We start from the raw sequence: 19,021 nt of genomic DNA, 5'->3' as shown, positions 1-19,021 counted from the left end.
ACCCCTGCACCCCTCGCACTCGCCCCAGTTTTGCAGTGCTGGGGGTCTAAGCGGTCACTTGTTGAAATGAATAATGTACCAATGGTTCATTTCAATCAAGTACAAAAAGTACATTTATAAAAAAGAGTAATTAACCTTATGAACTTTAAATGGATTTATTTTTACGATAGGGAAGGCGTAAGTACCGAGAAGGGCGGAGCTAGGAGGAATCACCAAACTACAGACGAAAAAAATCCCGCCATAGTTTTAGCGGGATTATAGATAAAGTATTTATTTTTTCTTTTTTTGTTCTTCTTTGGGTGGTTTGTTATCGGTTCGGCCAAAGACGAAAACGCCAGCCAAAGCCACAAGTTCAACGCCTAATAAGATAGTTGCGTATCCATACGCCTCCTTATTGATCATCTCTATAGCTATATAGGAAAAAACAAAAACACACACTAATGCGAATATCTGTCCAATCCTGTCTTTCCATATGGCACCTGACAGAGATTTTTTACCTTGATCTTGTCTAAATTCCTGAGCGCTTTTAGCCATATCCATTATTTCTCTCGCAAAACCGGGAGAAACCTTGTCGTATCTGGCGAGTTCTTCAGCTTCGGGCAGAGGTCCAGAACGATGCGTTGTTGAAATTTGCATCATAAAACCCGCCACTTCAGGTCTATGCAATAGACGTTCTAAGACTTGGGGGTTTTTTACAACCTCATTAACTAAAAGCTCTGCCTTGCCATCTTGAGCCCTGGTTGATGTCGCTGCGGGCTGATTAACAAGTTGGCCTGACTGTTGCTTTGGGATAGATTTTCGATGTGTTTTCTTGCGGTTCATGGTTGGCAATAGCTTCCCTGATTTGATTACCTACAGACATCCAATCTTCTCGTATTAGCTCTGCATCTGAAGAAACATTCCGGTATTCGCTGTAGTTTCCAGACGGGCTTATATCAAGGATAGAACCCATCGCACCTAAAAAGCGCTTAGTCGTACCTTTCATGTGGGGTGTCCTCTCATGTTATACATCACACCAAACGGTATAGCATAATTGCTGTACGGATCCGTGTGACAGAAGTTTGTACCAAAATCACAATGTTCGCAATAGGAACAAAGGGTGAAGTAAGTAACATTGCAACTATCTAATCGATAGATAGGTTGACCGTAATCATTGTGACAAGTGTTTAAAGATTAAGTTTAGTTCCGTTTTATCGAGACTCTAAGCTTAAACAAGCTACATTTTCTATCCTATTAATGCGTTTTACTAACGTTATGTAGTCACAGTCTTGCAAGAGTTCCTTAGAAGCTCTTACAAGATTGATTTTAGATGAACTTAACGAGTGATCAACGTGTCGCTTGTCTTACAGTAAGCGTTTAATGGCATAGGTAGAAAAGCTGAGTTACATCCTGGAAGGACTCTCAGGCAAAACGTTTGTACTCAATGGACTGCCGAAGCATAACCTTAGCCATGATGCGAAACTGATCTTCGTCACCTTCTTCGATGTACCAAGGTTCGTAAAGTTTGTTGTCTGACAGAACGGCAATGCGGTTCTTTTGCATTTGCAGACGTTTAACATGCAGAGTCTTACCGAACACGAATACATAGATGCCGTCGGTATCAAATTCAGTGACATTCATATCAAGGAAAATTTGGTCTCCGGGCTCGATAGTGCCTTCCATGCTATCGCCGCTAACAGTAATCACTTTTACTGATTCCGCAGGGCGATTACCAAAGAGAGCAATGGCCTGATCGTTTGTGTACTCAATGGCTCGAATGGTTTCGATAAAATCAGTAGACACCAAATACCCGTTACCGGCACTGGCTTTAACATCCAGAACATCAACACGATAAAAGCTATTTCTTGTGTTGTACTTTGCGTCTACAGATGTTGCTTGATCTTCCTCTCCTTCACCAAGCAACCAGTTAGTCTGTGCCCCGATATAGTCGGCTAGTTCAGCAATTTTTCCCCTTCTGGGAATTGACTCTGCATTGAACCATTTACTGACGGCTTTAGGCGTGACGCCAAGCGCCGCAGCTATATCTGCTTGGCGTCCATGATTTTCCATTCCCGCTCTGTTACAGGCTAGTGCCAGCCTGCGAGAAAAGATTTGCCGCACTTTTTCTTCTTGAACCATAGGTTCAATCATATATCTGCTTGCGTGTACTATCAGTTCCGTCATAATATGTACTTAAAGTTCACTAATGATGAGGAGGAGACATGCAGTCTCTTGTGCTCGGCGATGTCATCAGAGACATCAAAGTTTCGGTAGTTGCCAAGGCTTGCGGGTTAACTCCAAAAGCCATTTACAAGTGGATTGATCGTGGTTCCTTACCCCGAACTGAATTCACTGATGAAACCAACTACGCAGAAAAGATAGCTGCGGCGTCCAACGGAAAATATACCGAGTTGGAAATAAAGACGCTGAAAAAAGCTAATGCTGACGAACCAAATATTAACGAATCAGCGGTTTAACAGTAACTACCAAAGGTAAAGCGTGATGGTAGACATCAAAGAAACGATAAAGGCGATGTGCAAAGCGTACCCAGGCGGACGATCCGCAATGGCTGGTGCGCTGGGCATGTCTACCGAAGCATTCAACAACAATCTTTACGAGAAAAACGGCTGTCGTTTCTTTGAGCTTCATGAATTAGAAGCGATGGAAGACATTTCCGGTACATCACTGCTGGCCGAATATTTCGCGCAACGTCGCGGCGCATTGCTGGTGGACGTTCCGAAGTTTGAAGACCTCGATCACGTCGAGTTATACAGCCGCTCTGTGCGTACAGCAGCTAAACGTGGGCAAGTCGATCTGATGATTCAGAAAGCGATTGAAGATGGCGTGATTGATGACGATGAAGCCCAGCAAATTTTAACGTTGCATAACAAACATATTGCCGCTCGTGAGGCTGAAATCCGTTCAATCCTCTCACTGTTTGGTCGTCATCGCGTCAAACGAGAATAACTCAGATGGCCATCTGCCGTAATCACACAACTATTTGATTTATAGAGGTGCCAGATGGACACATTCAACTATGTGAAACCTGTTATGCCATCCGTGTATTGCCGCGAGGATGCCGCTTGGATTCAGGAAATGTTGGGAAAGTTACCCCGCGTGCAGCGGGAAAAAATCGCGTATGCCTACGCGGACGCATACCGCGAAGCCCACGACGGCGAACCGGTTTCGTATCGGCAGGAAAACGCAGGGCGACACGCAGCAAACACGCGCCTGCGGTTGTACGTCGAGCGGTATTCAAGAGCCAGTCAGGGATTTGCATCACCGCCGCCGATGGCACCAAACGGGAGGATTGCAGCATGAAATTTTTAGACGGTGTTTTTTTATGCGGGGGAGAGGGAAGGGGTAAGAGGGGGGAAAGGGGGGGAGATCGGGGCAGGGTGTGGGGGAAGGGAAGGCTCTACCAAAGAGAGATGATCTAAAGGGATCGATCAGTGAATTGCCGGACATGTTTATTTATACAGTAGCGGGGTGAAAAACAGAAAATGCTGAACATTACGCCAAATTTAGCGCAGTCGCGGGGATTGAATGCCCTGCGTGCGAACTGGAAGACGACAGCCAGTTTCATGATTTACAGCCCCGTTGGTAGCGGTAAGACCGGGCTGGCTGCATTCATCACTGACGGCCTAATTTCTCGCAACATGCGCGTAATGTTTGTGGCCCCCTACACAGTGCTGTTAGACCAGACCGCAACGCGTTTCGTTGAATACGGACTTCCAGCGGAAGAGATCGGCTATGTGTGGCGCGATCATCCGGCGTATGACCCGACGCGTCTTATTCAGATAGCGTCGGCTGATACGCTGATTCGCCGTGAAATGCCGGACAATATCGACCTGCTGTTTATCGATGAAGCCCATCTGAAGCGCAAAAAGATTCTGGAAACCATCGATCATCTGACAAAGAACACCGCGACGAAAGTGATCGGTCTGTCCGGTACGCCATTCGCTAAATTCCTCGGTAATTACTATCAGAAGTTGATCAAGCCGACGACGATGAAGGAGTTGATTGAAATCGGCGCACTGAGCAAATACGAATTCTACGCCCCATCTACGCCAGACCTGAGCAATGTGAAGACCGTAGGCAATAGCGATTACGGTTCTGACTACAACGAAACCCAGTTATCTCAAGTCATGAGTGACACCAAGCTGACTGCCGACATCGTTCAGAACTGGCTGGAGAACGGACAAAACCGCCAAAGCGTCTGTTTCTGCGTTGACGTAGCGCACGCAAATTTCGTAGCGATTGAATTTAACCGTCTGGGCGTATCGGCTGAAATCATGACGGCAAAAACACCGCATGACGAGCGCCAGTTGACCATCCGCCGCTTTGAACAGGGCATCACAAAAATCATCGTCAATGTGGGCGTACTGGTTGCAGGGTTTGACAGTGACGTGCGCTGCATCATCTACGCCCGGCCCACAAAATCAGAGATTCGCTGGATTCAGTGCCTAGGTCGCGGCCTCCGTTCAGCTCCAGACAAAGATTTTTGCCTGATATTCGATCACTCCGGCACCGTCCACAAGTTGGGTTATCCAGATGACATTGAGTATGACGGCCTGCTGTCCAGCTCTGACGGCATGGAAGATGCGCCAGTTAACACGTCAAAAACAGACCAGCCAGAGCGCTTGCCGAAGGAGTGCCCGTCATGTCATTTCATTAAGCCAGCCGGAATTTACATCTGCCCTAAGTGCGGCTTCAAACCGTTGGCAGGTGAAGACGTGGAAACCGACCGCAGCCGTGGCCTGGCAAAAGTAAGCAAAACGAAAGAAAAGCACACCGCTGAAATGAAACAAGCCTGGTGGTCACAGATTCTGTTCTATCAGCGCATCCGCAGCACGCAGGGAAAACCAGTTTCAGACGGCTGGTGCTCTCACACATACCGCAAGAAATTCGGCGTCTGGCCTAAAGGTCTACACCGCACCCCGCAGGAAACCTCACCAGAGGTAATGAATTACATCAAATCAATACGCATTGCGTACGCCAAACAGCAGGAAAAATCACAGGGGAACGCAGCATGAAACTGGAAGCCAGTGATGCCAACACTATCGCTGCATATTTCAGATTGAGCGGATACGACGGCCCTATCTTTTTGTGTCTGCAACGTCTCAAAGAATTACACATGCCGTTATGTGAATTAATCACTCGCATGGCGATTGAAAAGGCAAAGTCCGAAGGGGAAAAACAATGAACACAGCACAAGCCGCGATCGGGCGTTGGCCTGAAATTTTTGACTATTACGGATTGCCCCCAGTCACAGGAAAAAAACATTTTAAGGGCGAGTGCCCGCTATGCGGAAGCCGTGGGAGACTCCGCATTGATGATAAAAACGGAACTGGTTCATACATCTGTACATGCGGAGCGGGTGACGGCTGGGCAATGCTAACAAAAGCGACTGGGAAGGATTTCAAGACGCTGGCCCCTGAAGTTGATGAGTTGATCGGTAATGTTTACGTCCGTGACGAACAACAAGCCCCAGCGCCGAAAAGCGCCCCACAAGCACATCGTGAAAAGGTTATCCGCAAATTTCCCACACTGGCACAACTACGCGGAACGCCAGCTGCTCAATATCTATTTAATCGCGGCATAACAAGTCTACCGACAGATGCTATCCGCTATTGTGACAGCCAGCGTGCGATGGGGAAAATATTCCAGGCTATCTACTCACTGGCTACCGACGACAAAGGCAATCTCTGCTATCTGCACCGCACGCTGTTGGATGGTGACAAGAAAGCAGACATAGGCCAATCACAGAAACGCCTCATGAAACTGCAATCGGAAAGCTATCTTGAACACGCCAGATCAGTCGCAATTCGCATGTTTCCTGTCGCTACAACGCTGGGTATCTCGGAAGGGATCGAAAACGCGCTGTCATGCCATCAGATCACCGGCTGCAACACATGGTCAGTGATTAACTCAGGATTCATGAAGAAGTTCCTTGCCCCTAAAGGCGTGACGCATCTGATCATTTTCGCTGACATGGATGACAATGCTACAGGTCATGCTGCGGCATTCGCGTGTGCTCATGCAAACCTGATGGCAAAAAATAATGATATTCAGCGTGTTTCTGTCCGCTGGCCTAAGAGCGGGGATTTCAACGACCTGCTGACAGAGGGCCGTGATGTCTATGAACAAACATTTTATCGCGGCGGTGTTCAATGAGAATGCTGCTGAATCCTGTTGTTGTCCCTGAACTAGGGCAAGTCATCCTGCGGCCTGGTCGCGACAAGTTGTCTCTGTTCCGTCAGCGCATTGTTGTGGGCTCTGCTACGCACGACATGAAAGACAAACCGTCTGGCGTACTGCAAACAGAACAGCCATTGATTAACGAAAAGTGGATGGGTTTTCTGACGCATGAGAGGGTTTTTAACGCTGCTGGTGGAAAAAATGCGCTGGTGGCATGGCTGAAACAGGGAATTGGTTGTCAGTGGCACGGTGACTATCACCACGAAGAGATAACAATTCTTGAAAATGGCATTGGTGCGATCCGCTTGTGCTGGCATCACGATAATGAGCTACGTGAAAATCCTGATATGGTTCGAGTCCACGTAGCACAAAATATTTCTAACTATGTCGTCTATTCGGCTCGTCATTGGTTTTTATTTCCCGAAGGTCACCAACTGACAGAGCCAGAGATTAGCTGGTGGTCTGTTCTGCACAATGTTTCAGATTTACTCCCGCGTGACGCAATCCGCGCCGCACTTCGTATGCCGATTATCACAGAACAGCCAGGCCCACAGAATGAACGTGACCTCATTTGTGAGCATGTAGTCCCGGCGAAAGAAATTATCGAAAACCGCGTTGGGAAAATCCAACCCATCCTGAAGCTGGCTATTGATTCAGAGCCTGCGGCGGGCTTCATGCTACGTCCAAAACTGAAACGCTGGGAACACGAAAAATACACTCGATGGGTAAAAACGCAAGCGTGCTGCGCGTGTGGCGAACGTTCAGACGACCCGCATCACATCATTGGTCACGGACAGGGTGGTATGGGAACAAAGGCACACGACCTGTTTGTTATCCCGTTATGCCGCATCTGTCACGACGCATTACACAGAGACATGAACTCGTGGGAATCGGCACACGGCAGTCAAATAGAGCTGCTGTTCCGTTTTCTTGATTATGCGCTGGGCATCGGCGCGATAGTTATCGATAGAAAGAGGGCTGCATGATGAACCATCAATATTTAGAGCGTATACGTGATTGTGTCAGTACAGCCCTATCTGAAATACACAGAACGGGAAAGGGGCAGTTAGGAGCATTTGAAGACGCGGGAATTACCAGAACGACTAAATTTCCTCGCAAACGGCGGAGAATCATTTCTTTAGGCAAGGGGCGTAATGTTTGTGCTGAAACAGATGCTATGCACTGTTCTGAAACACGCAGCAGGAGAAGACCAGCCCCGCCGATTGACCCAATAACATACGGCTCTGCATCATGGCGTCGCGCTGTCAGTGAATTAGAAACGCCGCACGCTGCATGGGTTCGCTACTGTTATGGCAACGATCTGAACTATGAGTATCAGATAGCAATCTGCCTGCATGTTTGGAACGAATACAGACCAACACTAACTGGGAAGAGAACAACAGAGAAGGTTCGCAAAAGAATCCAATCATTGGTTTGGCTGGCAGTACAAGACTATGCATTTGGTTTCGAGTGCAAACTGGTATCTCATGATTACACAGACAGTGAGTTAGCCGATTTGACTGGTGTTAGCAAATCAACATGGTCAGAGAATTACAAACATCACTGGGAAGGATTGGCTGATTGTATTTCTCGTCTGGATACTGATTCGTTGAATGCAATTATTAAAAAGAGAAATAAATCACGTTTAAAACAAATCGACGCACAATCATTGCAAAACCGAACAAGTTAAGCTATATTTTCATCATATTTGATACATTGCCAAAAATGCGAAATCCGTTCCATTGAACGGATTTTTATTCTGATACCAAATTGTTTTGTGATGCAGATCAATGCGGAAAACACACGGATGCGTGAGGATAACTCTCCCTGAAATACTAGAGGATGAGTAAGGAGGTTTCCTTTGGCAAACTTTTTGAAATTCCCCTTGTGTAATCCGTTAAAGCCATAAAGCGGAATCTAGGTTAGGGGAAATGGATAGCGCATTTATGTGGTTCATCACACCGATGCTTGTGGCTAGCTAGGAATGTGCGCGAAAAGCAGGATTACTTAGATACAGGTATGTGTTAGATGTAACGGGAGGCCCCCGGCGCATACTCAATATACAACTGAATGCCTTCCAGCAATTGAGGCCCTTGCAGAAATGCAAGGGTTTTTTATTTGGCGAGTTTATGGGGTTCACGTTCGTAGGTTTAATCCATTTTCCATCAATTTAGCGCCTGATGATCGCTCCATCGCCCTCCTTGTCGGATTGGAAATCAGTAAACCAGTTTAGTAAGGCGCGGTAATCCCTCAATGTACATTGAACACATCCTATCGACGGATAAACTGTACATACATCAAAGAGGGATACATCGCATGAAAATGAATTTCATCAAGTTACTACCCGTGCTGTTGTTGGGCGCGTGCTCAACATATCAACCACAAGAAAGCACTGAACAATCTCAGCAACAAACCGTAGCGCCGGAACCAGCTCGCCAAGCAGCCGTTGCAGCTGTCGCGGCAGTGTCGAAAGATAACTGCGGTGTGGGCTGCCCAGTCGGCGGCAGTTCGCAGACGCTGGTTCGCGATGCATATACGCTGAACAATAACAGTGCGACAAAATTCGCGAATTGGGTAGCGTATAAAATGACGTCTACCAGCCAAGCAAGTGGTCGTTCGCGCACATGGCGTCAAGACCCTGATTTGCCCGCTGCTGATACGTTGGCACCAGCCGCATACACTGGCGCGAATGCGGCCCTTGCTGTTGACCGAGGTCACCAGGCTCCATTGGCTGGGCTCGGGGGCTCGTCAGACTGGCAATCTTTGAATTATTTATCGAACATCACGCCGCAGAAGGCAGACTTAAATCAGGGCGCCTGGGTGCGCTTAGAGGACAAGGAACGGGCTCTGTCGAATAGTAAAACTGTCTACACAGTGACTGGCCCACTGTTCGAGCGCAATATTGCTACATTACCGAATGCGGCCGGAGTCCAGATTCCGAGTGGTTACTGGAAAATACTGTTTACCGGCTCAAGCCCTGCGAACGGGAAATACGCTGCGTTTATCATGGATCAGAACACTCCACGGAACGCAAACTACTGTAATTTCCAAGTGACAGTCAGTGAAATCGAACAGAAGACAGGCCTGACAATCTGGTCAGCGTTGCCAGCTAACGTCGCAAGCACAATCAAAGCGCAGAAAGGTTCGCTCGGTAGTGACCTCGGCTGCTAATACCGCTCAGTAGTAACTAATCAATAAATCACATAGCCCGCTGCAAGCCAGTGGCGGGCTTTCTTTACCCTTAAATCACACAGCCCCGCGAGACGGAGGTGGAGACTATGAAAATGCCAGACAAAAACCCCGACATGTGGGCGCAAATTATTGCGTGGTTTACACAGAAAGAAGTCGGTTACTCAGTTGCTGCCGCAATCATGGCACTTTTGCGAGCGGCGTATGTTGGTCGCGACAGTTGGTCACGACGATTGCTCGATGCTGCAATGTGTTCACTGGTGGCTTACTACATCAATGATGGCTTATCTGCTTTGGGATGGGATTCAAGCTTTGCCTCGATGGGTAGTGTGTTCATCGGATTCCTTGGCATTGATTACATCAGCTCTATTCTTCGCCGTGTTGTTGGCAGCAAGACTGGTGACACTAACTCGCAGGTATAAGTATGAATCAATCACAATTTCAAATGGCGGCTAATATCAGCGCCGAGTTGGCTGCACGTTGGTATCCGGTTATTAAGGACACATTCGATGTATACGGCATCACTCAGCCAGTGGCACAAGCGATGTTTATTGCTCAAGTGGGTCATGAGTCAGCCGGATTTTCTCACATCGTTGAGTCGTTCAACTACAGCCAGAATGGCTTGAAAGCGACATTCGGTCATCGTCTGAGCGCTGAGCAGATTTCAATGCTGGGGCGTCAGCCTGGTGAAAAATCCGTTCCTCTGAACCGACAGGCGGCAATAGCGAATCTGGTTTATGGCGGGAGAATGGGGAACAAGGCTGCGGGTGACGGCTGGAACTTCCGCGGGCGCGGGTTGATTCAAGTCACAGGTGCGACGAACTACATGCATTGTGGTGCGGTATTGGGCTTGGATTTGACTGCTAAACCTGAACTATTAGAACAGGACATTTATGCGATGCGTTCTGCCGCATGGTTCTGGAATTCACGTAAATGCGGTGCTGTGGCTGATGACGTTGTTGCTGTAACCCGATTGATAAACGGCGGGAGTAATGGGTTGACCGATCGGCGTGAGCGCTTCGAACGTGCTCGACAGGTTCTGGTATGAGCATCATCCCTAACTGGAAATTAGCCACTGGTGTGCTGGTGGCTGGAATAATCGCCGGTGGCGCATTCTGCTGGTGGATCACATCAACGAGTTATGACGCTGATATAGCGACACTGAAAAGTGAGCACGCGCTGGTGCTGAAATCCGTATCAGACAGAGCGGCAGCAGATAGCGAAGCAGCTCGTAGCCGTGAGCACAGTTTTCAGCAGCAAATAGCAGCGTTAGACGCCGAACATGCGAAGGAGCGGGAAAATGCGAAACGTGAAAATGAGCGCCTGCGCGCTGATATTGTCAGCGGTAAGCGTCGCGTGCAGTTCGCCAGTGCCGCCCTTGCAACCTGTGAGCTCAGCTCGGGAACAGTACGCAGCGCCAGCAGCATGGGCAATGCAGCCGCCGTCCAACTCTCTACAACTGCTGGACGAAACATTCTCGATATCAGAGCTGGAATAAAGGACGACAAGGAGAAGTTGATTTACCTGCATAGATACATCAGGGAGCTAGAGATGCAGGGTGTGATAGCAAAATGAGGTTCGAATGAATTCCTCTATATTATTTTATGGTGTTAATTTAAATTAACGCATAAAAATATAATTTAATGCGTTATTGTTGATTTTCATGCGTGAGTGATCAATGCTGCGTGGAGTAAAACCACTGGAGACTAACTCATGGCATTTCGCGCAGATGAAGAGGCACAAAAAGGATTAGATTACGCATTGAGTAAGCTAATTCCTAAGAGCGGAAACGCTGAAGAGAGAAAGGCTGCTAGAGATGTAGTGCTCGAACTTATAGAGGAATTAGGCCCAGTAGTAGATTCCTATCCTTCTTGGCATCCTTTGGTATCCAGCAATAATGAGACAAGATACCCAATTACAACTCCGAGTAAAGATTGCGGGTATTATGGTCTAGACCACACTGTTTATTTTGCAAAAGGGTTTGTTACTTGCCCTTATGATGGGGGTAAAGAAATCCTTTCTTCAATAGAGCACCTGCGCGGTCAGATAAATTACTCTATTTGTGCTCGGAAGCTTGAAACCAATCTTTACCATGAGCAAGCGACTGCGATTGTAGTGTCTTGCGACTTGGATGGTTATCTTGCCAATGATGGGACTATTAAAAAATCTAAAGCTATAGGTCTCCTTCTTGAGAAAGAAATTCCAGAATGGCGAGATGCTCAGGTCGCTGAGACATGGGAGACTATGCGACCATATTTTTTGGGCCGCCCGCATGGCGCTAGGTCATCACTCTTCGTTAATCAGGAAACTGGACAGGCTATGAAAACAGTATGGAATGCGATTATCCATACCGGGATGTATGGGCCAATCAAGGTTTAAGTTCCATTGCAGCAGGCATTCACTGAGTTCCTGTGATAATGCTGCTGTATACTCTCTGAAAACTGGAGGGGGTATGTCACATAATTTAGGTGATTTACCGCGTGACGAGCGGGACAAAATTAACGTCGATTTAGCAGCATCGGGCGTAGCGTACAAAGAGCGCATGAATCTGCCCGTTGTTCCTGCTCAGGTTGAATCCGAACAGCCGGAACATCTGCGCGAATATTTCCGTGAGCGTGTGGCGCACTACAGAAACGTGAGCAGGACGTTACCGCGTGGCACTGACGCTGTGTATCAGCAGATGGCCGAGGCCAACGGTAAGAAGTAACACATAACATATTTAATCGGGTGCGCGAGACTCCGGCCTCCGGTATGGTCAAAGCGTGACGCTGCTATAGCGACTGGTGGTGCAGACGGCCAATACCAGGATCGTTCATGGGTTCGACTCCCATCCCGATTACCACCTTTAGCCCTGGCATTTGCCGGGGCTTTTTGTTTCCACAATCGTTACGGCGAGGTATGAGCAATGAGCTATCAACGCTGCACATATTGCGGCTCACGCCTTCACACAGCGGCTAACTGCCCTAAAACGTGGGCAGGGCCATACATCAAGCGCATGCCCGCACAATGCAACCAGCGCCCGTCGTAGAATGTTGAACGATGAATTCTACCTCGATTGATGAATGGATCATGCGTCAGAGAGCCCTGTGCACGCGGTCTATGTCGGCAATGGATGTGAAATGGACGTTTAGACGGCTAAGTGACGTATCAAAGTCTGATTTTTAGTTGAATGATAACCATTATCATTTATGGGTCCTCCCTGAAGGGGCCTTACCACGGGGCGGCGGACTCGCGGAAAACGGCTAGTTTTTCGTATTTGATCGACTTCATCATCATCTGCATAGGTTACTGATTTTTAAAATGGTGGGGTTAGCTAACATGTCGAATCGTTTATTTTTTGTTCATCATCATTATGGATAAAGAGATCGAGTCAATCCGGTTCAATATCAACCAGCTTGCAGGCATCACTGGTCTGCACAGGCAGACGATTTCAGGCAGGTTGAAGAATGTCGAACCTGCTCCGGGTAGTAATTCCCGCCTCAAACTTTACGCCTTGCCTGCGCTCCTGTGTGAGTTGATGAAAACCGGCGAAACCCTCGATGTTGATCAGATGACACCGCCCGATCGTAAAGCGTGGTTTCAGTCAGAGCGCGAGCGGCTCAAATTTCAGCAAGAGGTGGATGAGCTAATTCCTGCCGACGATGTGGTGCGCGAGTTTTCCTCAATGGCGAAAGCCGTGATTCAGGTGCTGGAGACGCTGCCGGACATTCTTGAGCGAGATTGTGCACTGCAACCCGCAGCAGTAATGCGTGTTCAGAACATCATTGATGATCTGCGCGACAGCATTGCGTTGAAAATCATAGAGGCCGATACGCCGGACAATACAGAGGAGGATGCCACCGAGGAGGATTGATGGTCGCTCAGGCAACAGCATCAGCGGTACGGAAGAACGTTGCAGACATGGTAAGAGCGCCCCGGCGCATGCCTGTGTCTGAGGCCGTCACAAAATTTATGCGTGTGCCAATGGGGGCGGGTAACTCTATCCCCTGGGACCCCACGGTAGCACCTTATCTTATTGAGCCAATGAACTGCCTGGCATCGCGTGAATATGATGCAGTGGTGTTTGTTGGTCCAGCCCGAACCGGCAAAACTATTGCACTGATTGACGGTTGGTCGGCATACAACCTTATGTGCGATCCGTCTGACATGCTCATTGTGCAGATGACGGAAGAGAAAGCGCGGGAACACTCGAAAAAGCGTCTGGCGCGGATGTACAAACTTAGCCCTGAGCTGGCAAAGCGTCTTAGCCCACGGCGTAACGACAATAACGTTTACGACCGCATATTTCTGGCGGGGAACTACCTGAAAATCGGGTGGCCGTCGGTCAATATCATGTCGTCGTCCGATTTCAAATGTGTTGCGCTGACGGATTACGATCGCTACCCCGAAGATATCGACGGCGAAGGGGATGCGTTTACGCTGGCGTCAAAACGTACCCAGACTTTTATGTCATCTGGCATGACGCTGGTGGAAAGTTCGCCTGGTCGGGATATTCGCGACAAAAAGTACCGTCGCAAATCCACACATGAAGCGCCCCCAGCAACGGGGATCATGTCTCTGTACAACCGTGGCGATCGTCGTCGTTTGTACTGGCCGTGTCCGCATTGTGGTGAACACTTCCAACCAGTAAAAGATGTTGTCACCGGATTTCAGAACATCAGTGACCCTGTTAAAGCCAGTGAAGCGGCCTATATCGAATGCCCTCACTGTACCGGGAAAATCACGGCAGACAAAAAACGTGAACTCAATTTGCGCGGTATATGGCTACGCGAGGGAGAGCAGGTAGACCGTGACGGAAACGTTACAGGGGAGGGACGGCGTTCCCGTATTGCCTCTTTCTGGATGGAAGGGCCAGCCGCAGCCTACCAAACATTATCCCAACTCGTTTATAAACTGCTGACCGCCCAGCAGGAATACGAGGTAACGCAGAGTGAAGAAACCCTAAAAACGGTTATCAATACCGACTGGGGAATTCCCTACATGCCGCAGTCAGGGCAGGAGCAGCGCAAATCTGAAACATTGAAAGATCGTGCCGAGAAGGTAGCCAAACGCACGGTGCCTGATGGCGTTCGTTTTCTGGTTGCCACAGTGGATGTTCAGGGCGGGAAAAAGCGCCGTTTCGTTGTACAGGTCATAGGCTATGGCGCACATGGCGAACGCTGGGTTGTGGATCGCTACAACATTCGCCAATCGCTTCGCCCCGGTAACGATGGCGAGAGTTTGCCTATCGACCCGGCAGGATATCTCGAAGATTGGGATTTGTTGCGCACTGACGTTCTGGATAAAGCCTATCCCCTGGCAAATAACCCGGACATCAGTATGCCGATACTGGCAATGGCGGTGGACTCAGGCGGGGAAGACGGCGTAACCGGCAATGCGTATGAATTCTGGCGGCAATGTCGCCGGGATGGCCTGCATAAACGTGTCTACCTGTTCAAAGGTGACAGTACCAAACGCAGCAAACTTATCAGTAAAACATTCCCGAACAATATTGACCGACAAGACCGGCGTGCGGAAGCGCGTGGGGATGTGCCGTTGTACCTGCTCCAGACTGACCCACTAAAGGACCGGATCGACAACGCACTACAGCGTGAGACGCCGGGAGCCAATTACATTCATTTTCCTGACTGGCTCGGTGAGTGGTTCTACGACGAACTGACCTACGAAGAGCGCGAACCAGACGGCAAATGGCGTAAACCGGGACGCGGGGCAAACGAGGCATTTGACCTGATGGTCTATGCCCATGCGCTGGTTATCCTGCGCGGGTACGACAAAATCAACTGGGATAACCCTCCACAGTGGGTAATGCCTACAGATGATGACTCGCCACCACAGCACAGACCCGCATTACAACCGACAATACCAGACACAACAACATCATCATCAGCCCACGAGGTAGTGGTCTCGGCTTGGGCTCCGATTAATTCATCAGGAGGCTGGGTGTGAACCAAGCAGAAATTCAAAACATGATCCAACTCTACATGGATGCTGAAAAAGCGGTGCTGGAGGGGAAAAGCATTACGTTTAACGGCCAGCAGATGACTATGGAAAACCTGAACCTGATTATCGCAGGTCGGGAGAAATGGGAGCGTCGGTTAGCGGCTTTTCAACGGGGTCAGACGGGTAGTCCCGCATATAAAGTGGCGAGGTTTCAATGAAGCTGCTGGATAACTTTATTGGAGCCATATCTCCGGCGTGGAAGGCATCTCGTCTGCGTAGTCGCTACATGATCAGCGCCTATGAAGCGGCGATGCCAACACGTACCCACAAGGCAAAGCGTGAGAATCGCAACGCAAATCAGTTAACACAATTCGGTGGTCGGTCCCTGCGTGAGCAAGCCCGGTGGCTTGATAACAATCATGATTTGGTGATCGGCATTCTGGACAAATTGGAGGAGCGTATTGTCGGGGCTAAGGGGTTTATCGTTGAACCCCAGCCATTAATGAAGGATGGAAAAATTGCAGAAGACTTTGCCTCGCAAATTCGTGCCCTATGGGGGGAATGGTCGATATCTCCTGATGTAACAGGGCAGTACACGCGCCCGGTTCTTGAGCGGTTGATGGTACGCACCTGGTTACGTGATGGCGAGGTGTTTGCGCAGTTGGTACAGGGCTCAGCCACAGGATTAACACCTGTGGCTGGCGTTCCGTTCTGGCTGGAGGCGCTGGAGCCTGATTTTGTTCCTCTGGATCGCACTGAACAGTCACAAAGATTACTGCAAGGGGTATACCTCAATGACTGGGGGCGACCAACCAAGTACATGGTGTATAAACAATTACCAGTGAGAGGCCTTCTTCAAGGCGATCTCAAAGAAGTATCCGCCGACGCAATGCTACATCTGAAATTTACCCGTCGTTTGCATCAGGTGCGTGGCAACTCGTTATTTTCCGGCATCCTTATTCGTTTGAGTGGGCTCAAAGATTACGAAGATGCTGAGCTGACTGCTGCACGTATCGCCGCGTCGTTAGGGATGTACATCAAAAAAGGTGACGGGGCGTCATTTGCAGATGCTGACGCTAAAAAGCGTGGTCCAGAGGAACTGAATATTGTTCCTGGCATGCTGTTTGATGGGCTCCAACCGGGTGAAGAGGTCGGGATGATCAAATCTGACCGACCTAACGCCAATATGGAGTCTTTCAGAAACGGGCAACTGCGAGCGGTGGCTGCAGGTTCACGCGGTAGTTTCTCAAGTATCGCCCGCAATTATGACGGCACCTACAGCGCCCAACGCCAAGAGCTGGTCGAGTCAACAGAAGGATACTTGATTTTACAAGACACGGTGATCGCCGCGTTTACCCGGCCTATGTACCGTGCATTTCTTCGTATGGCTATTGCTGCTGGCCGACTCAAAATCCCTCGCGACCTCAATCAGGAAACCCTGTTTAACGCCGTCTACTCCGGCCCTGTAATGCCATGGATTGATCCGGTTAAAGAAGCTAATGCATGGAAAATCCTGATCCGTGGTGGTGCTGCAACAGAAAGCGAATGGGTAAGGGCGCGGGGCTCTAACCCTGATGATGTCAAACGCCGCCGCAAGGCGGAAATCGATGAGAACAGTAAGCAGGGGCTGGTATTTGACACTGACCCGGCGAACGATAAAGGAGACAGTAATGTCACGGCAAAAAGCATGGCAAAAGGTGCGTAACAGCGCACAGCGAACGCCGATTAATCAAGCCACCTCATGGTTTCGTATGCAGGCGCAGAGTGATGGTGTAGCTGATATTTATATCTATGACGAAATCGGGTACTGGGGCGTAACAGCAAAGTCGTTTATTTCCGATCTGGAGGCGCTGGGCGAATTATCCCTCATTAATCTGCACATCAACTCACCAGGCGGTGATGTGTTTGATGGTATCGCCATTTTTAACGCGCTCAAACATTGTGGTGCGGCAATTACTGTCCATGTTGATGGAATTGCAGCGTCTATGGCCTCTTACATCGCGATGGTGGGAAATCCGGTCATCATGCCGGAAAACACGATGATGATGATCCACAAGCCCTGGGGCGTTGCCGGGGGCAATGCCGATGAAATGCGTGATTATGCCGATCTGCTGGATAAGGTGGAAAACAACCTTATTCCAGCCTACGCGGAGAAAACGGGGAAAACGCCGGAAGAAATTGCGGCGCTGCTGGCAGATGAAACCTGGCTCTCTGGCAGTGAGTGTGTCGAACTTGGCTTTGCCGATCAGGTAGTAGCTCCATTGCAGGCGATGGCCTGTATTAATTCAAAATGCATTGAGGAATTTGAAAAAATGCCACAGAACATCCGTAATATGGTTAAACCGCCGCGAGCTACTGCTACTCCACAGCCGCAGGCAACCCCGCAAGCCCCTACGACAACTGAACCCGATCAAACAGCGATTCGTGCGCAGATTATTGCCGAACAAAAAGCGCGCGTTAATGGCATTCAGGATTTGTTTGCCATGTTCGGTGGTCGTCATTCAGAGTTGGCCGCAGAATGTATCGCTGATGTTGAGTGCTCGGTGGATGCTGCAAAAGATAAACTGCTGGCGAAACTGGGAACTAATGCGACACCGAGCAACGCAGCTACCGCACCACACATCTACGCCGGGAACGGTAACTTTGTTGGTGATGGTATTCGTCAGGCGCTGATGGCGCGTGCCGGATATGAGAATCGCGATAATAGTAATGTCTACAACGGGATGACGTTGCGTGAATATGCCCGTATGTCGCTGACAGAACGCGGTGTGGGCGTCGCCGCATACAACCCTATGCAAATGGTCGGATTGGCATTTACGCATACCAGCTCAGATTTTGGCAATATCTTGCTTGATGTGTCAGCTAAAGCGCTGCTGCAAGGTTGGGAGGAATCGGAGGAAACGTTTACCCAGTGGACGAAGCGCGGCCAATTGGCCGACTTCAAAACAGCCCACCGTGTTGGACTGGGCGGATTCCCTTCATTGCGACAGGTTCGTGAAGGGGCGGAATACAAGTACGTAACGACCAGCGATCGCGGTGAACCTATTGCACTCGCCACGTATGGTGAAATTTTCACAATCAGCCGTCAGGCCATCATCAATGATGACCTGAACCTCCTGACCGATGTCCCAATGAAGCTGGGTCGCGCAGCCAAAGCGACGGTAGGTGATCTCGTATATGAGGTACTGGTCGGGAATCACAAACTTTCAGACGGGAAGGCGCTATTCCATAATGATCATAAAAATCTTTCATCTGGTGCTATCAGCATTACCAGTCTGGATGCCGCACGCCAGCTGATGCGTAAACAAAAAGCACACGGAACCGGGAAAGATGGTGATGATGGTCGTAGCCTCAATATTCGACCTGCGTTTATGCTGGTTCCAGTATCACTGGAAACGCAGGCAAATCAGACCATTAAGTCAGCCAGCGTTAAAGGGGCAGATGCTAACAGCGGAATCATCAACCCAATCCAGAATTTTGCAGAAGTCATCGCTGAAGCTCGATTGGATGACCATAGCGCCAAAGCCTGGTATCTGACCTCAGCGCAAGGGACGGATACGATCGAAGTCGCCTATCTTGATGGTGTTGACGTTCCTTACATCGAACAACAGGAAGGTTTTACGGTGGATGGTGTTGCAACCAAAGTTCGTATCGAAGCAGGGGTGTCCCCGTTGGATTATCGCGGCATGGTCAAATCTACCGGCGAATAATC

22 protein-coding genes are annotated in these 19,021 nt (G+C 49.2%); 19 read left to right on the top strand and 3 right to left on the bottom strand.

Annotated features, from left to right (window positions below; translation table 11 throughout):
- Positions 1–270 precede the first annotated feature (270 nt).
- From R9X49_RS11175 to R9X49_RS11165, 3 genes are all read right to left on the bottom strand, one after another.
- Positions 271–822, bottom strand: coding sequence for a DUF2335 domain-containing protein (locus R9X49_RS11175; protein ID WP_319848417.1), 552 nt, complete (start codon positions 820–822; stop codon positions 271–273).
- Entirely contained in the window at positions 761–985 is a 225-nt protein-coding gene (locus R9X49_RS11170) for a hypothetical protein (protein ID WP_319848416.1), read from the bottom strand. Before R9X49_RS11170 ends, R9X49_RS11175 begins: the two co-directional genes overlap by 62 nt.
- A 416-nt stretch (positions 986–1,401) precedes the next feature.
- The gene (locus tag R9X49_RS11165; protein WP_319848415.1) at positions 1,402–2,130 is read right to left on the bottom strand and encodes an XRE family transcriptional regulator; all 729 of its coding nucleotides are present in this window, start codon (positions 2,128–2,130) and stop codon (positions 1,402–1,404) included.
- Positions 2,131–2,201: 71 nt separating this feature from the next.
- Here R9X49_RS11165 and R9X49_RS11160 point away from each other — a divergent pair, with 71 nt between their 5' ends.
- From R9X49_RS11160 to R9X49_RS11070, 19 genes are all read left to right on the top strand, one after another.
- Positions 2,202–2,456 carry a Cro/Cl family transcriptional regulator gene (locus R9X49_RS11160; RefSeq protein ID WP_319848414.1) on the top strand — a complete coding sequence of 85 codons (255 nt, stop codon included), beginning with the start codon at positions 2,202–2,204 and terminating at the stop codon, positions 2,454–2,456.
- A gap of 25 nt (positions 2,457–2,481) precedes the next feature.
- A complete protein-coding gene (locus R9X49_RS11155) occupies positions 2,482–2,946 on the top strand; it encodes a YmfL family putative regulatory protein (protein ID WP_319848413.1) in 465 nt (154 codons plus the stop codon).
- A 54-nt stretch (positions 2,947–3,000) separates the two neighbouring features.
- Positions 3,001–3,300: a hypothetical protein gene (locus R9X49_RS11150; RefSeq protein WP_319848412.1), complete on the top strand. Its 300-nt coding sequence runs from the start codon at positions 3,001–3,003 to the stop codon at positions 3,298–3,300.
- A 182-nt stretch (positions 3,301–3,482) separates the two neighbouring features.
- On the top strand, positions 3,483–5,015 hold the full coding sequence (locus R9X49_RS11145) for a DEAD/DEAH box helicase (RefSeq protein WP_319848411.1): 1,533 nt from the start codon (positions 3,483–3,485) through the stop codon (positions 5,013–5,015).
- A complete protein-coding gene (locus tag R9X49_RS11140) occupies positions 5,012–5,185 on the top strand; it encodes a hypothetical protein (RefSeq protein WP_319848410.1) in 174 nt (57 codons plus the stop codon). Before R9X49_RS11145 ends, R9X49_RS11140 begins: the two co-directional genes overlap by 4 nt.
- Entirely contained in the window at positions 5,182–6,156 is a 975-nt protein-coding gene (locus R9X49_RS11135; RefSeq protein ID WP_319848409.1) for a toprim domain-containing protein, read from the top strand. Before R9X49_RS11140 ends, R9X49_RS11135 begins: the two co-directional genes overlap by 4 nt.
- On the top strand, positions 6,153–7,166 hold the full coding sequence (locus R9X49_RS11130; protein WP_319848408.1) for a DUF968 domain-containing protein: 1,014 nt from the start codon (positions 6,153–6,155) through the stop codon (positions 7,164–7,166). The genes R9X49_RS11135 and R9X49_RS11130 overlap by 4 nt, the downstream gene beginning before the upstream one ends.
- Positions 7,163–7,870: a bacteriophage antitermination protein Q gene (locus R9X49_RS11125; RefSeq protein WP_319848407.1), complete on the top strand. Its 708-nt coding sequence runs from the start codon at positions 7,163–7,165 to the stop codon at positions 7,868–7,870. The genes R9X49_RS11130 and R9X49_RS11125 overlap by 4 nt, the downstream gene beginning before the upstream one ends.
- Before the next feature lie 626 nt (positions 7,871–8,496).
- Positions 8,497–9,351, top strand: coding sequence for a DNA/RNA non-specific endonuclease (locus R9X49_RS11120; protein WP_319848406.1), 855 nt, complete (start codon positions 8,497–8,499; stop codon positions 9,349–9,351).
- A gap of 107 nt (positions 9,352–9,458) precedes the next feature.
- Positions 9,459–9,791 (top strand): phage holin, lambda family, encoded by a 333-nt coding sequence (locus tag R9X49_RS11115; protein ID WP_226309225.1) that lies wholly within the window; start codon positions 9,459–9,461, stop codon positions 9,789–9,791.
- Positions 9,792–9,793: 2 nt separating this feature from the next.
- The gene (locus R9X49_RS11110) at positions 9,794–10,417 is read left to right on the top strand and encodes a glycoside hydrolase family 19 protein (RefSeq protein WP_319848405.1); all 624 of its coding nucleotides are present in this window, start codon (positions 9,794–9,796) and stop codon (positions 10,415–10,417) included.
- A complete protein-coding gene (locus R9X49_RS11105; RefSeq protein ID WP_319848403.1) occupies positions 10,414–10,944 on the top strand; it encodes a lysis system i-spanin subunit Rz in 531 nt (176 codons plus the stop codon). Before R9X49_RS11110 ends, R9X49_RS11105 begins: the two co-directional genes overlap by 4 nt.
- A 138-nt stretch (positions 10,945–11,082) precedes the next feature.
- The gene (locus R9X49_RS11100; protein WP_319848402.1) at positions 11,083–11,748 is read left to right on the top strand and encodes a hypothetical protein; all 666 of its coding nucleotides are present in this window, start codon (positions 11,083–11,085) and stop codon (positions 11,746–11,748) included.
- Positions 11,749–11,821: 73 nt separating this feature from the next.
- Positions 11,822–12,076, top strand: a complete 255-nt coding sequence (locus R9X49_RS11095; protein ID WP_319848401.1) for a DNA polymerase III subunit theta — start codon at positions 11,822–11,824, stop codon at positions 12,074–12,076.
- Between the two features lie 645 nt (positions 12,077–12,721).
- Positions 12,722–13,222 carry a DUF1441 family protein gene (locus tag R9X49_RS11090; RefSeq protein ID WP_319848400.1) on the top strand — a complete coding sequence of 167 codons (501 nt, stop codon included), beginning with the start codon at positions 12,722–12,724 and terminating at the stop codon, positions 13,220–13,222.
- On the top strand, positions 13,222–15,315 hold the full coding sequence (locus tag R9X49_RS11085; RefSeq protein WP_319848399.1) for a phage terminase large subunit family protein: 2,094 nt from the start codon (positions 13,222–13,224) through the stop codon (positions 15,313–15,315). Before R9X49_RS11090 ends, R9X49_RS11085 begins: the two co-directional genes overlap by 1 nt.
- A complete protein-coding gene (locus R9X49_RS11080) occupies positions 15,312–15,527 on the top strand; it encodes a hypothetical protein (protein ID WP_104211993.1) in 216 nt (71 codons plus the stop codon). Before R9X49_RS11085 ends, R9X49_RS11080 begins: the two co-directional genes overlap by 4 nt.
- Complete coding sequence (locus R9X49_RS11075; protein ID WP_319848398.1) at positions 15,524–17,014, top strand: phage portal protein; 1,491 nt, start codon at positions 15,524–15,526, stop codon at positions 17,012–17,014. The genes R9X49_RS11080 and R9X49_RS11075 overlap by 4 nt, the downstream gene beginning before the upstream one ends.
- 46 nt (positions 17,015–17,060) lie before the next feature.
- A complete protein-coding gene (locus tag R9X49_RS11070; RefSeq protein ID WP_319848640.1) occupies positions 17,061–19,019 on the top strand; it encodes a ClpP-like prohead protease/major capsid protein fusion protein in 1,959 nt (652 codons plus the stop codon).
- Positions 19,020–19,021: the final 2 nt, after the last annotated feature.

Source organism: Pectobacterium carotovorum (genome assembly GCF_033898505.1).
GTDB classification, from domain to species: domain Bacteria; phylum Pseudomonadota; class Gammaproteobacteria; order Enterobacterales; family Enterobacteriaceae; genus Pectobacterium; species Pectobacterium carotovorum_J.
Note: the sequence above shows the minus strand (reverse complement) of the source record. Positions and strands in the feature narration are given on the sequence as shown.